Source organism: Streptomyces sp. DH12 (assembly GCF_020873895.1).
In the GTDB taxonomy this organism is placed as follows: domain Bacteria; phylum Actinomycetota; class Actinomycetes; order Streptomycetales; family Streptomycetaceae; genus Streptomyces.
Genome location: NZ_JAHWGT010000004.1, coordinates 78,167 through 92,281, shown reverse-complemented (window position 1 = coordinate 92,281; position 14,115 = coordinate 78,167). Strand labels below are relative to the sequence as shown.

Annotated in this window: 12 protein-coding genes; 8 read left to right on the top strand and 4 right to left on the bottom strand. The window is 74.6% G+C overall.

Translation table 11 applies throughout. The features are described from left to right. Window positions 1–203: 203 nt before the first annotated feature. Window positions 204–797, top strand: a complete 594-nt coding sequence (locus LPA54_RS04855) for a pentapeptide repeat-containing protein (protein WP_228974095.1) — start codon at window positions 204–206, stop codon at window positions 795–797. A 46-nt stretch (window positions 798–843) separates the two neighbouring features. Here LPA54_RS04855 and LPA54_RS04850 read toward each other — a convergent pair whose 3' ends face one another. Then, window positions 844–1,593 carry an SDR family NAD(P)-dependent oxidoreductase gene (locus LPA54_RS04850; RefSeq protein WP_228974093.1) on the bottom strand — a complete coding sequence of 250 codons (750 nt, stop codon included), beginning with the start codon at window positions 1,591–1,593 and terminating at the stop codon, window positions 844–846. A gap of 200 nt (window positions 1,594–1,793) precedes the next feature. Here LPA54_RS04850 and LPA54_RS04845 point away from each other — a divergent pair, with 200 nt between their 5' ends. From LPA54_RS04845 to LPA54_RS04825, 5 genes are all read left to right on the top strand, one after another. Further along, window positions 1,794–2,621 carry a proline hydroxylase gene (locus LPA54_RS04845; protein WP_228974091.1) on the top strand — a complete coding sequence of 276 codons (828 nt, stop codon included), beginning with the start codon at window positions 1,794–1,796 and terminating at the stop codon, window positions 2,619–2,621. Between the two features lies 1 nt (window position 2,622). Beyond that, on the top strand, window positions 2,623–3,555 hold the full coding sequence (locus LPA54_RS04840; protein WP_228974089.1) for a serine/threonine dehydratase: 933 nt from the start codon (window positions 2,623–2,625) through the stop codon (window positions 3,553–3,555). Window positions 3,556–3,867: 312 nt separating this feature from the next. After that, window positions 3,868–5,433, top strand: a complete 1,566-nt coding sequence (locus LPA54_RS04835; protein WP_228974087.1) for an APC family permease — start codon at window positions 3,868–3,870, stop codon at window positions 5,431–5,433. Window positions 5,434–5,530: 97 nt separating this feature from the next. After that, window positions 5,531–5,854, top strand: coding sequence for a cupin (locus LPA54_RS04830; protein ID WP_228974086.1), 324 nt, complete (start codon window positions 5,531–5,533; stop codon window positions 5,852–5,854). Window positions 5,855–6,028: 174 nt separating this feature from the next. Next, a complete protein-coding gene (locus LPA54_RS04825; protein ID WP_228974085.1) occupies window positions 6,029–6,532 on the top strand; it encodes a DinB family protein in 504 nt (167 codons plus the stop codon). Between the two features lie 81 nt (window positions 6,533–6,613). Here the strand turns inward: LPA54_RS04825 and LPA54_RS04820 are convergent, their stop codons facing one another. Beyond that, window positions 6,614–8,383 carry an NAD(P)/FAD-dependent oxidoreductase gene (locus LPA54_RS04820; protein WP_228974084.1) on the bottom strand — a complete coding sequence of 590 codons (1,770 nt, stop codon included), beginning with the start codon at window positions 8,381–8,383 and terminating at the stop codon, window positions 6,614–6,616. Between the two features lie 560 nt (window positions 8,384–8,943). Here LPA54_RS04820 and LPA54_RS04815 point away from each other — a divergent pair. Both LPA54_RS04815 and LPA54_RS04810 read left to right on the top strand, forming a co-directional pair. After that, a complete protein-coding gene (locus tag LPA54_RS04815; RefSeq protein WP_228974083.1) occupies window positions 8,944–9,774 on the top strand; it encodes an LLM class F420-dependent oxidoreductase in 831 nt (276 codons plus the stop codon). Between the two features lie 21 nt (window positions 9,775–9,795). Next, the gene (locus tag LPA54_RS04810; protein ID WP_228974081.1) at window positions 9,796–12,390 is read left to right on the top strand and encodes a bifunctional FO biosynthesis protein CofGH; all 2,595 of its coding nucleotides are present in this window, start codon (window positions 9,796–9,798) and stop codon (window positions 12,388–12,390) included. Between the two features lie 99 nt (window positions 12,391–12,489). On the opposite strand, the gene LPA54_RS04805 is transcribed toward LPA54_RS04810, so the two are convergent. Beyond that, complete coding sequence (locus LPA54_RS04805; protein ID WP_228974079.1) at window positions 12,490–13,086, bottom strand: sigma-70 family RNA polymerase sigma factor; 597 nt, start codon at window positions 13,084–13,086, stop codon at window positions 12,490–12,492. A gap of 157 nt (window positions 13,087–13,243) precedes the next feature. Beyond that, window positions 13,244–13,963 carry a hypothetical protein gene (locus LPA54_RS04800; RefSeq protein ID WP_228974077.1) on the bottom strand — a complete coding sequence of 240 codons (720 nt, stop codon included), beginning with the start codon at window positions 13,961–13,963 and terminating at the stop codon, window positions 13,244–13,246. Window positions 13,964–14,115 lie beyond the last annotated feature (152 nt).

Below are 14,115 nucleotides of genomic sequence, written 5' to 3'. Positions count from 1 at the left end.
TGACAGTCTGCCTTGTCCGCGGCGGATGCGTCAGCATCGGGTGACGCTGCGCACAAGGTCGTGACATGACCCGACCCGGCGCACGCAACCGACGGTCCGTCAGCTGCCGTGTGGACAAGGGAACATGGGCCGTACCGGGGAGTCCGGCGCGCAGGCGCCCGACCGGAGGTGCGGGCGGGTGCCGGACCGGGTTGGATCGGACCATGGCGATCACACGCGACCTCGTCGTACGGGGCGAGGACTGGTACGGGCGGGAACTGGGCGCCGGCGACGCGTTCGAGGGGTGCACCTTCCTCGACGTCGACTGGACGGAGGGGGCGAGCGAGGGAGCCTCCTTCGACGGCTGCGACTTCGCCGGGGTGCGGTTCAACGCCTCCCGGCACTCCGGGTCCGCGTTCACCAACTGCGCCTTCCGCCGGTGCGTGTTCTTCGACACGCGGTTCGAGCGGTGCAAGCTGGTGGGCAGCCGGTTCCCGGACTCGTCGTTCACCGCCTTCGCGGTCGACGGCGGCGACTGGTCGTTCACCGAACTGGCCCGCGCCGACCTGCGCAAGGCCGAGCTGGACGGCGTGCGCCTGCGCGAGGCCGACCTCACGGGCGCCCGGCTGGAGGAGGCCGTGGTCACCCGCTGCGACCTGTCCGGCGCCCGCTGGCGGGACGTCCGCCTGGACCGGGCCGACCTGCGCGGCAGCGACCTGTCGTCGCTCGACCCCAGGACGGCGCGGGCCGCGGGGGCCCGCGTCGACCCGGAGCAGGCCGCGGTCCTCGCCGTGGCGCTCGGCTTCCGGGTGGGCTGAGCCGGCCGGCCGGGGCGCGGCCGCACCCGGCCCGGGGCGCGGGGCGTCAGCCCAGGCCGCCCGTGGCCCTGATGTTCTGACCCGTGACCCAGCCGCCGTCCGGGCCCGCGAGGAAGGCGACCACCGCCGCGATGTCGGCCGGCTCGCCCAGGCGGCCCAGCGGGGTCAGGCCGACGGCCATGTCGAGGGCCTCCGGCGGGTTCGTCCCGCGCAGGAGGTCGGTGTCCGTGGCGCCCGGCGACACGGTGTTGACGGTGATCCCGCGCGGGCCCAGCTCCTGGGCGGCCGCCGCCGTGAGCTGCTCCAGGGCGCCCTTGCTCATCATGTAGGGGGCGATGCCCCGCCCGGGACGGCTGGTGTTGAGCGTGGAGACGTTGACGATCCGCCCGCCCTCCGGCATGTACCGCGCCGCGTAGCGCACCGTCAGGAACGCCGCTCTGGCGTTCACCGCCAGGACCCGGTCGAAGAGCTCGTCGCCGGTCTCGTCCAGGGGGGTCGGTGTGAAGTTCACCGCCGCGTTGTTCACCAGGATCCGCACCGGGCCGGCCGCCGACCCCTCCGACGCGGTCCGCATCAGCTCCTCCGCCGCGTCCGTCTCCGCGAGGTCGAGCCGCACCGCCCGGGCGCTGCCGCCCGCCGCCCGTACGGTGCGCACCACGTCCTCGGCGGCCCTGCCGTCCCGCGCGTAGTTGAAGACCACCTCCGCGCCGTCGCGGGCCAGCCGCTCCACCACGCCCCGGCCGATCCCCCGCGAACCTCCGGTGACGACGGCGGTCCTGCCGTCCAACACGCCCATGTCTGCTGCCCTCCCCTGCCCCGGCCGACGTGCCGGGGGCGTCCTTCGGTGTCCGGAACGCCGAATGTAGGGGGCGGCCACGGCCCGTACGGGTGTTTTCGGCTACCGGCCGCCACCCGGGTCGACGCCCCGACAGGCGGGTCGCGGCGGCGCGTCGTACGGTCGGAAAGTGCCGTATGCCCTCCGGCCGAGGAGGCGAGATGGTCACCGCGCCGACCGCGCCCACCGGGGCGCCCGCCCTGTCCGACCCGCTGTTCACCGTCACGGAGGCCCCCGCGTTCACCGGTGGCCACCTGGCCCGCCTCGCGGCGGGCACCCTCGCCGCCGTGCGCGTCCCGGGGTTCCTCGACCCGGCCACCTGCCGGGCCGTGACCGGTGCCCTGGACCGGCTGCACACCGCGCCGTACGACCCGGGGCGCGTGCCGACACCGGTGCTGCGCTTCGGTCCCGCGCTCAACGACCACCGCCTGCCCGGCGGCGTCCTCGACGCCGACCGGTACTGGGCCGAGGCCGACGCGGCGCGCGCCGAGTGGAACCGCGCCGGGATCCGCCCCGACCCGGTGGCGATCGCCCTCGCCCGGCTCGGCGCCGCCTGGGGCGCCGCCGTGGCACCCGCGACCGTCGACGGGCGGGCCACCTTCGGCGGCACGCTGCGGGAGATCAACGCCGGGCTGCTGACGCACTACGACGACATCAACCGCGAGTTCCCCGGCGGCCTCTTCGACCAGCGGGTCATCGCGCAGCTCGCCTTCAACCTGTACGTGAGCGTCGCCGACGGCGGGGCCACCACCGTGTGGCGGCACCGCTGGGAGCCGGCCGACGAACGCCACCGCGACGCGTACGGCTACGGGCCGGGCGCCGTCGAGGGCCACCAGCGGGTGGAGCTGCCGCCGCACGTCGGCGACGGGCTGCTGTTCGACCCCGCCCACTTCCACGCCGTGGCGCCCAACCGCGGACCCGGCCGGCGCGTCGCGTTCGCCTTCTTCCTGGGCCTCACGACCTGTGGCCGGCTCGTCGTATGGTCCTGACATGGATCTCCTCAGCCACGCCGACGTGACCGCCGCCGCGGAGCGGGTCGCGGGGCGGGTCCGGCCGCTGGCGGTCGCGCCCGGCGCGGACGACCGGAACTGGTACGCGCTGGAGTTCCTCCAGCACACCGGGACGTTCAAGGCGCGCGGCGCCGTCAACTTCATCCGCGCCCACCAGGAGGCCGGCACCCTGCCCGACGCGGGCGTCACCATCGCCTCGGGCGGCAACGCCGGGCTGGCCTGCGCCTGGGCCGCCCGCCGGCAGGGCGTGCGGGCCACCGTCTTCCTGCCCGCCGGGGCCCCGGCCGTGAAGGTCGCGCGGCTGCGCGCTTACGACGCGGACGTGCGGCTCGTGGGCGCCGAGTACGCGGAGGCGCTGGAGGCGTGCCGGGAGCACGCCGCCGGCAGCGGGGCGCTGGCCTCGCACGCGTACGACCACCCGCTCATCGCGGCGGGCGCCGGCACCCTCATGGAGGAGCTGCACGGGCGCCTGCCCGACCTGGACACGGTGGTCGTCTCCGTCGGCGGCGGCGGCCTCTTCGCCGGGGTGGCCACCTCGGCGCAGCGGTACGGGGTGCGGGTGGTCGCCGTCGAGCCGGAGCGCTGCCGGGCCCTGAACGCGGCCCTCGCGGCGGGCGAGGTCGTCGACGTGCCCGTGGAGTCCGTCGCCGCCGACGCCCTCGGTGCCCGCCGCGTCACCCCGCTGGCCCTGCACGCGGCGCAGCGGTACGACGTGTGCTCGGTGCTGGTGCCCGACGCCGAGATCGTGCGGGCCCGCCGGGACCTGTGGGAGGAGCACCGCGTCGCCGTCGAGCACGCCGCCGCGGCCGCCCTGGCGGGGCTGCGCGCCTACGGGCCCGCGGAGGGCGAGCGGACGGCGGTCGTGCTGTGCGGCGCGAACACCGACCCCTCGGACCTGACCCGCCCCGCGTGAGCGCCTCGCGGTCCGGGCGGCCGTGCGGACCGTGCGGGGGGCGGGCCGTACGGACCGGGCCGGGGCGGGCCGGACGGTCCCGGTGGGAGGCCGGGAAAACCGGCACGGGAAATTTTTCAAAGGGGCAAAACGGACACACCTACGGTTCCCGTATGGCGAACACCCTGCGAGGCGACCCCGGGATACATGGTTCAAGCCGCAACGGACCATGAATTCTCTGCCAGGGGACCGTTTCGTCCCGCACAACCGAAGGGAAAGATCGCGGAGTTCGATCCTCCGGATGTGGAAACCGCACCCCATACCGTCCTGCACATGACTCAGGTGGAAGCCCGGCCCCCGGCCGGAGACACGGTAAGGAACGTCGACGCGACGGGCGAGAACAGCGGTGTGCGCACCAAGGGGCTCGGCGGGAACTCCGTCGGGCTGACGGGTGGTGCCGTCATCGGCATCTCCACCGTCGCCCCCGTCTACTGCCTGACCTCGACCCTCGGCCCGACCGTGGGGGAAGTCGGCCTCCAGATGCCCGCGATCTTCCTCGCCGGGTTCCTCCCCATGCTCCTGGTGGCCTTCGCCTACCGGGAGCTCAACCGGGCCGTGCCCGACTGCGGCACCTCCTTCACCTGGTCGGTGAAGGCGTTCGGCCCCAAGGTGGGCTGGATGTGCGGCTGGGGCCTCCTCGTGGCCACCGTGGTCGTGCTGTCCAACCTGGCCGGCGTCGCCACGTCGTTCTTCTGGCTGACCGCCGGCGAGATCACCGGCAGCCCCTCGATCGCCGCCCTCGACGACAACAAGGCCGTCCACATCCTCACGACGCTCGCCTTCGTCGCCGCCGCGACCTTCGTCAGCTACCGGGGCATCACCGCCACCAAGTGGCTCCAGTACGCCCTCGTCGGACTCCAGCTCGTCGTGATCGTCCTGTTCGCCGGCATGGCCGTGACCGGGGCGGGCGAGGCCACCGGCTCCCTGTCCTTCTCCTGGTCCTGGATGGACCCCTTCGCGGTCGACTCCTTCGCCGCCTTCACCGCCGGCCTCTCCCTGTCGATCTTCATCTACTGGGGCTGGGACACCTGCCTGTCCGTGAACGAGGAGAGCGTCGGCAGCGCCCGCACGCCCGGCCGCGCCGCCCTCCTCGCCATCGTCGTGATCGTCTCCTCCTACCTGATGGTCGCCGTCGCGGTGCAGATGTACGCGGGCATCGGCGAGGAGGGCCTCGGCCTGGGCAACCCCGAGACCTCCGACAACGTCTTCGCGGCCCTCGCCGCCCCGATCATGGGCTCCGGCCTCGGCGTCCTGCTCTTCGTCGCGGTCCTCGCCTCCGCCGCGGCCAGCCTCCAGACCACCTTCATCCCCGTCGCCCGCACGGCCCTGGCGATGTCCACCTACGAGGCGCTCCCGCCGGCCTTCTCGAAGGTGCACCCGGTCCACAAGACCCCCGGCCGCGCCACCGTCGTCGCCGGCGTCGCGACCGGCGTGTTCTACTCCGTGATGACCCTGGTCAGCGAGAACGTCCTGGTCGACACCATCTACGCGCTCGGCCTGATGATCTGCTTCTACTACTCGATCACGGCCTTCGCCTGCGTCTGGTTCTTCCGCCGCGACCTGACCCGCTCGGCCCGCCACCTCCTCGTCCGGGGCGTCCTGCCGGGGCTGGGCGGCCTGATGCTCACGGCCGTGTTCGTGCAGACCCTCACCGACATGTGGGACCCCGCCTACGGCAGCGGCTCCTCCGTCCTCGGCGTCGGCTCCGTCTTCGTCATCGGTGTCGGCCTGCTGCTCGCCGGCGCGGTGATCATGGCCGTGATGCACCGCCGCAGCCCGGCGTTCTTCCGGGGCGAGGTCCTGACGAAGGAGACCCCCGCCCTGGTCGCCGAGGACTGACCCGGCCCCCACCACCCCCACCCGAGTCGCCGCCCCCGGTCACCGGCCCGTACGCGCCGGCGGTGCGGGTCCGGCCCGACGGGTGCAGGGTGGTGCCATGGCCCAGCACGACCTGAACGCCCTCGCCGAGGAACACCTCGCCGCCGCCCACCGCTCCGAGCACGGCCGCAGCGCCAACCTGCTGCTGCGCGACCGGCCGCTGCGGCAGACCGTCATCGCGCTCACCGCCGGCACCCGGCTCGACGAGCACAACGCGCCCCCCGCGGCCTCCCTCCAGGTCCTGCAGGGGGCCGTCACCGTCAACACCGCGACGGAGGAGACCGAGCTGAAGTCGGGCGCCTTGTACCTCGTGCCGCCCGAGCGGCACAGCATCACGGCGGTCACCGACGCGGCGTTCCTGCTGACCGCGGTCAACGACTGACCGACCGCCCGTACGCGCCCGACCGCCGTACGCACCCCGGCCGCCCGTACGCACCCCGGCCGCCCGTACGCACCCCGGCCGCCGTGCGCGCCGCGACCGCCGTGCGGTCGCGGCCTCCGCGGCGGTCGGGTATTCGTTCGACACCGGCGCGTGCGGGGCGCGACCATGCGACCCATGACTCGCAGCGACACGCCGCCGTCCGAGGACGAGCGCGCCTACCTGACCACGTTCCTCGACTACACCCGCGAGACCGCGGCCTCGAAGTGCGAGGGCCTCTCCGACGAGGGCGCCCGCACGGCCCCCCTGCCGGCGTCGCCGCTGATGACCGTCGCCGGGATCATCAGCCATCTGCGCTGGGTCGAGCACTACTGGTTCGAGGCGGTCTTCCTCGGCGAGGAGGACCGGGCGCCCTGGACTCCCGAGGACCCCGACCGGGAGATGCGCGTCGGGCTCGACGTGCCGCTGGAGGAGCTGGTGGCGGAGTACCGGGCGCACGCCGAGCGCCACCGCCGCCTGGTCGCCGACCACGGCCTCGACGCGGTGGCGAAGCGCCCGGTCAGGGACGGCCGCCACGTCACCCTGCGGTGGATCCTCATGCACCTGATCGAGGAGACCGCCCGGCACAACGGCCACCTCGACGCGATCCGCGAACTCGTCGACGGCACCACCGGCGTCTGACCCCGAGCCCCCGGCCCCAAGCCCCCGGCCCCCGGCCCCCGGCTCCGGGGCGCGGGGCCGGGGGTACGGCGTTGCCGGGCGTCAGGCCGCCGGCTGGACCGTGAGGAAGCCGCTCACGCACATGCGCTTCACCAGCCGCAGCTGCGGCGGGGTCAGGCGCGGCGCGATCTCGCCGAACTTCACGGGCCCCTCGCTCAGGAGCTTCCACAGCTCGTCCACCCCGTCCCGCAGCGGGTCGGCGTCGATGGTCGGGCCGTGCGGGTCGTCAGCGGAGTGGATCCGCCGGCACGGGACGGTGTCCCGCAGCGGTGAGGGCGACGCGTCCGCGTGGGTGATCGGGTTGCGCCAGTACTCCGACATCCCGTCGATGACCGCCTGCGGCAGCCGGACGTTGGCCGGCGGGTTGGTCGCCTTGAAGCCCGGCACCACGAACGTGACGCTGTCGCGGATCACCGTCGTCGGCGCCAGCGACACCAGCGCGTCGTCCGTCAGCTCCGCCGGCTCGGCGAGCGCCGTCGCGGTGAGGTACGGGCCCGCCGCGTCCAGGTCCTCGACCTTGCGGGTGCCGTGCGTCATGACCTCCAGCAGCGCCGGCTGGAACGCCGTGTTGAGCAGCGCGTCGAAGGTCTGCTCGCGGATGCCGAGGTCGGCGCCGGTGCCGCGGGTGTTCCAGTAGACGCTGCCCGGGTTGTTCTTCGCGATGGCGTGGTACCACTGGTCGATCATCAGGGCGAACGTCTCGGCGGTGCCGTGCCACTTGGCGTTGTAGTCCTGCCACAGGTGGCGCTGGTCGGTCTCGTCCAGGCTGCCGTCGACCGTCTTCTGGATCAGCAGCGCCGCGGCCGCCGCCTGCGTCAGCGCCACCGCGACGCCCGACGAGAACAGCGGGTCGACGAAGAACGCCGCGTCCCCCACGAGCAGGTGCCGCTCGTCGTAGTCGGCGAACTCGTCGCTGACGCGCGAGTAGTTGGTGGCGGTCAGCATGGTCTCGGCGACCGGCTCCGCCCGCGTGATCAGGTCCTTGAGGTACGGCACCTGCCGCACCGCCTCCAGGAACTGCTTCTGGTCGGTGTAGTCGCGGCCCGGCTCCTTCAGCACCGCCGGGTTGGTGACGATGCCGACCGAGTGCGTCAGCACCCGCCTGCCCTCGATGACCTTCGGCACCGGGATGTACCAGCACCAGCCGTCGCGGAAGGCGAAGCAGCCGATCGGCGACAGGTTGTCCTCGGTGAAGATGTTCCAGTCCTCGGCGAGGTTCTGCGTCTGGGCGCCCTTGGTGAAGTGCTGCCAGATGGCGATGTTCTTGAAGTTCGACAGCCAGCCCCGCTTGTTGCGGGCCGCCGAGACGCTGCTCTGGCGCCCCGACGCGTCGACGAAGTAGCCGGCGCGCACCGCGCCCCCGTCGCCCAGCCGCACCAGGCCGCCGTTGCCCTCCGGCTCGTACGCCGTGACCGCCACGCCCTGGAAGACCTCCACGCCCACGTCGGCGGCGTGGTCCAGCAGGATGTGGTCGAACTCGGCGCGGTCGACGTGCATCGTCCACCGCCGCACGCCGTCCTTCTCGAACGGGCCCTGGTCGAAGAGGGCGACGGCCGGCTTCCCCGGGTCCCAGGCGTACACGCCGCCGAACTTCTTCACCCAGCACGGGCTGGCGAGGACCTTGGCCAGCGCCCCGCTCTCCTGGAGGGCGGGGACGACGGGGTGGGCGAACGACTCGCCGATGTGCTCCCGCGGGAAGACCTCCTTGTCGAAGATGGCTATCCGCAGGTCGGTGCGCTGGGCCAGCAGGGCGCCGAGGGTGGACCCGGCCGGGCCACCACCCATGATCACGACGTCGTAGTACTCCCGCACGTGTCAGACCTTTCGTTCGCTGGTACACGGATGCGCCGCGCGTCGCGGCTGCCGGAAGGCGAAGGGGTCGGGGATGCCGCCCGGCGCGGGGCCGGGCGCGGAAGGGCAGGGGTGAGCGGCAGCCGGACGGCTGCGGGCACCGGTGGGCTCAGGCCCCAGGGGGCGTCTCGCCGATCACGCCGGGCTGCCGGCGCTCGCTGATCCGGCCCGATCGACGAGACGACCCCCTAGGGGGTGTGCCGGACCGGGACGCCGGACGCGTCCGGAGCGGACGCGTCCCGAGCGGGCGCGACCCCCGCGGAATCGGCCGGAAAGGGATCCGTCCCCCGAAGCGGATCCCGACGCGGACCCGACTGCGGATCCTGGTGCGCCCTCATGCGAAACCCCCGTCCCGCACCCCCTCCCGGGGGGCGACGTGACGACCGTACGTGGCGTGAACCGCGCCGTCTACGCGCCGTTCGCCAACCTGAACGGGAACACCGGCGGCGCCCCGGGGGTTACCCGCGGACACCCGCGTACGATCCCCGCGGACGCCCTCCGACGCACCGGAAGGAACGCCCATGCGCCTGGCCGCCACGATCTTCCTCACCGACGAGACCGTCACCCCGGTCCGCCTCGCACGCGCTCTGGAGGAGCGCGGCTACGCCGGCCTGTACCTGCCCGAGCACACGCACATCCCGGCCGCGCGGACCAGCCCGTACCCGGCCGGCGGCGAGCTGCCCCGCGAGTACGGCCGCACGCTCGACCCGTTCGTCGCCCTCGCCCAGGCCGCGGCCGTCACCGAGCGGCTCGCGCTGGGCACCGGCATCACGCTCGTCGCCCAGCACGACCCCATCGTGCTGGCCAAGCAGGTCGCCACCCTCGACCACCTCTCGGGCGGCCGCCTCACCCTCGGCGTCGGCTTCGGCTGGAACCGCGAGGAGGCCGCCGACCACGGCGTCGAGTGGCGCACCCGGCGCGCCCGCGTCCGCGACCACATGGCCGTCATGCGGGCGCTGTGGGCCGCGGAGCCCACCGCGTACGAGGGGCGCTTCGCGTCGGTCGCGGCGTCGCTGGCCCACCCCAAGCCGGTGCGGGGCGGGGCGCCGCGGATCCTCCTCGGCGGGGCGGCGGGACCGGTCCTCTTCTCCGACGTCGCCGCGTACGCCGACGGCTGGCTGCCCATCGGCGGCAGCGGCCTCACCCGCTCGGTGCCCGCCCTGCGCGAGGCGTGGGAGAGGGCGGGGCGCGACCCGCGGGCGCTGCGGGTCGTCCCGTACGCGGTGCGGCCCGACGCGGGCAAGCTCGCCCACTACGCGGACCTCGGCGTCGAGGAGGTCGTCCTGCAACTGCCCCCGGCCGCCGAGCCGGAGGTGCTGCGGCTTCTGGACGACTGGGCGCGGTACCTCTGACACCGCTCGTATCCTCGGGGAATGACCTCCACGGGAACCGGAAGCCGACCCACCGACAACGCGATGCGCCGCGCCCTGAAGCGGGCCGGTGACGGGGTCGCGCTCGACGTCGCCGAGGCCGCCGTCCTGCTCCAGGCGCGCGGCGCCGACCTCGAACGGCTCGCCGCCTCCGCCGCCCGGGTGCGCGACGCGGGCCTGGAGGCGGCCGGGCGGCCCGGGGTCATCACGTACTCGAAGAGCGTCTTCGTCCCGCTGACCCGGCTGTGCCGCGACACGTGCCACTACTGCACGTTCGTCACCGTGCCCGGCAAGCTCCGCCGCGCCGGGCACGGGATGTTCATGTCGCCCGACGAGGTCCTCGACACCGCCCGCAAGGGCGCCGCCCTCGGCTGCAAGGAAGCCCTCATCACCCTCGGCGACAAGCCGGAGGAGCGCTGGCCCGAGGCACGCGAGTGGCTCGACGCGCACGGCTACGACGACACCCTCGCCTACGTGCGGGCGATCTCGATCCGCGTCCTGGAGGAGACGGGTCTGCTCCCGCACCTCAACCCGGGCGTGCTGTCCTGGACGGACTTCCAGCGGCTCAAGCCCGTCGCCCCGTCGATGGGCATGATGCTGGAGACGACCGCGACCCGGCTGTGGTCCGAGCCGGGCGGCCCCCACCACGGCTCCCCGGACAAGGAACCCGCCGTCCGGCTGCGGGTCCTGGAGGACGCCGGCCGCTCCTCCGTCCCCTTCACCTCCGGCCTCCTCATCGGCATCGGCGAGACGTACGAGGAGCGCGCCGAGTCCCTGTTCGCGCTGCGCCGGGTCGCCCGCGCCTACCACGGGATCCAGGAGGTGATCGTCCAGAACTTCCGCGCCAAGCCGGACACCGCGATGCGCGGCATGCCCGACGCGGAACTGGACGACCTGGTCGCCGCGGTGGCCGTCGCCCGGCACGTCCTCGGCCCCTCCGCCTGCCTCCAGGCCCCGCCCAACCTGGTGGACGCGGAGTACGAGCGGCTGATCCGCGCCGGCGTCGACGACTGGGGCGGCGTCTCCCCGCTCACCATCGACCACGTCAACCCCGAACGGCCCTGGCCGCGGATCGAGGAGCTCGCCGCCCGGTCCCGCGCCGCCGGCTTCGAGCTGCGTGAACGGCTCTGCGTGTACCCGGAGTTCGTCCGGCGCGGCGAGCCCTGGCTCGACCCGCGCCTGCGCCCGCACGTGGCCGCCCTCGCCGACCCGGCCACCGGCCTGGCCCGGGAGGACGCCGTGGTGGAGGGCCGCCCGTGGCAGGAGCCCGACGAGGCGTTCACCGCCGCCGGCCGCACCGACCTGCACCGCACCATCGACACCGACGGCCGCACCGGCGACCGCCGCGAGGACTTCGACGAGGTGTACGGCGACTGGGGCGCCCTGCGCGAGGCCGCCGCCCCCGGCATGGTGCCCGAACGCATCGACACCGACGTGCGCCAGGCGCTGGCCACGGCCGCCGACGACCCGACGCGGCTGACGGACGGCGAGGCGCTCGCCCTGCTCCACGCGGACGGCCCCGCCCTGGACGCGCTCTGCGGGATCGCCGACGACGTCCGGCGCGCGGCCGTCGGCGACGACGTGACGTACATCGTCACCCGCAACATCAACTTCACCAACGTCTGCTACACCGGCTGCCGCTTCTGCGCCTTCGCCCAGCGCCGCACGGACGCCGACGCCTACACCCTCTCCCTCGACCAGGTCGCCGACCGCGCCCGGCAGGCGTGGGACGTGGGCGCGGTGGAGGTGTGCATGCAGGGCGGCATCCACCCGGACCTGCCCGGCACGGCCTACTTCGACATCGCGCGGGCCGTGAAGGAACGCGTCCCCGGCATGCACGTCCACGCCTTCTCGCCGATGGAGGTCGTCAACGGCGCGACCCGCACCGGGATGTCGGTCCGCGAGTGGCTGACGGCGGCGCGCGAGGCCGGCCTCGACTCCGTCCCGGGCACGGCCGCGGAGATCCTCGACGACGAGGTGCGCTGGATCCTGACCAAGGGCAAGCTGCCCGCGGCCACCTGGATCGAGGTGATCAGGACCGCCCACGAGCTGGGCATCCGCTCCTCGTCGACCATGATGTACGGGCACGTGGACCAGCCCCGGCACTGGCTCGGCCACCTGCGGACCCTCGCCCGCCTCCAGCAGGAGACCGGCGGGTTCACCGAGTTCGTCACGCTGCCGTTCGTCCACACCAACGCGCCCGTCTACCTCGCCGGCGTGGCCCGGCCCGGCCCGACCGTCCGCGACAACCGGGCGGTCACGGCGATGGCCCGGCTCCTGCTCCACCCGCACATCCGCAACATCCAGACCAGCTGGGTCAAGCTCGGGGCGGAGGGCGCCGCGCGGATGCTGCGGTCCGGGGCGAACGACCTGGGCGGCACGCTGATGGAGGAGACGATCTCCCGGATGGCCGGGTCGGGCTACGGCTCCTACCGGTCGGTGCGCGACCTCGTCGCCATCGCGGAGGCGGCGGGCCGCCCGGCGCGGCCCCGGACCACCCTGTACGGCGAGGTCCCCGAGGAGCGGCGGGCGGCGGCCGCGGCGTCCGACGGGCAGCTGCCGGAGCTGCTGCCGGTGCTGCCGGCCCGCACGGACTGAACGACGGCCCGCGGGCGCGGGCCAGGGGCGGGCCGCCCCGGGGGAGGGGCGGCCGGGGGAGGGAGCGGCCGGGGTGTCAGGTGCCCGGCCGCCCCCGGCTCAGGCGGCGTCCTCCTCGGCCGACTTCAGCAGGTGCGTGAGGTTCTGCCGGGCGCGGTTGACGCGAGAGCGGACCGTGCCGATCGGGCAGCCGGCGATGGAGGCGGCCTCCTCGTAGGAGAGCCCCTTGACCTGCGTGAGGATGAAGGACTCACGGCGCGGCCGGTCGAGCGACTCCAGCAGGTCGAGCAGGGCCACGCCCTCGTCGAAGCCGGGCAGCCCGGTCTGCTGGGCGCGCTCGGCGGCGGCCTGCCAGTCGGCGGTGTCGGCCAGGCGCGGGCGGGCGGCGTTCGACCGGTAGCGGTCGACGACCACCCGGCGGGCGATCGACAGCAGCCAGGTGCGGGCGTGGCAGCGGGCCGCGAACCGCGGCAGGCTGCGCAGCGCGCGCAGGTAGGTCTCCTGGGTGAGGTCGTCCGCGCTGTGGGCGTCGCCGCACGCGCGGGTGATGAACCGCCAGACGTGCAGGTGGGTCGCCGCGATGAAGTCCTCCGTCGCGGTGGCGTCGCCCTGAGCGGCGGCCAGGGCCAGCTCGGTGATCCGGTCGTCGTCGGGGGCGGCGGCACGGTGTCGTACGGCACTGATGTGGGTGGGCATGGAAACGTCCTTCGTTGCTGCGCGCCGCGGCCGGGACGCTCGCGTCCGGCCACGCGTGGCGGCCGCGCGGTGGTGACCGGCGCGGCGGCGCACGTGCGAGGGGGAGGGGTGGGAGGTGGCACGCACCGGTCCCTCGCCGTCCCGCCGTCGCGGCGGGTCAGCAGGGGACCGGACACCCCTGTGGTGGGCCGCGCCGGGGCATGGCGTGGCGCAGCAGCGCGTCGAGGAGCCGGCGCGGCCGGACGAAGGCCGGAGCCGCGCGCGGCAGGCGCACCAGCCGGGCCCGGGGGAGCCCCGCCAGGGCCAGCCGCAGCGGTACGAACAGGGCGCAGTGGACCGACCGGGCGATGGCCGAGAAGCCGGCCTCGCCGCGCCACATCCACAGCCCGCACACGAGGGCGGCCAGGACGTGCGCGAAGAACATCAGCCACGAGCCGTGGGTGAGCAGCCGTACCGCGTACTCCACGGGCGACTCGGGCCCGGGGACCGCGGGCGCGGCGGTGTGGGCCTGCCACACGGCCTGGGCGACCGGGTCGGTGGCGCCGCCCATGCACACGCTGGGGGGCGGGGCGACGGCGGTCGTCTGCTGGTGGTGTCCGCCCCCGTGGGGCGAGGGCGCGAAGGAGAAGGCGGTGTGGAGCGCCAGTTGGGCGCCGACGGTCGTCGCGGTGATCCGCACGGGGCCGCGGCGCTCGGCGCCGGCCGGCCACCACGCGAGCGCGGTGGTGGCGGCCATCGCGCCGGCGAGGACGTCCAGGGGTAACGGGGCGCCGGCGGCGAGGGAGTGGCCCAGCGCGGCGGTCACCACGCACACCGCGGCGAAGACGGTGGCGCGCGCCAGCCGCAGGGCGGGCCGGGGGCCCGCGAGTCTCACCACCGCACGTCACCCCGCCTCGGAGTACTGGGGTCCGGTCATCCGCGTCGCTCCGAGAGTAGGGGGCGCGACCGGGGGCTGTCCTCGGTTGTCGGCCATTGGGCGGTGATCATCGCCACTGGCCCGGCGGGCGCGGAGCGCGGCGCGGGCGCGGT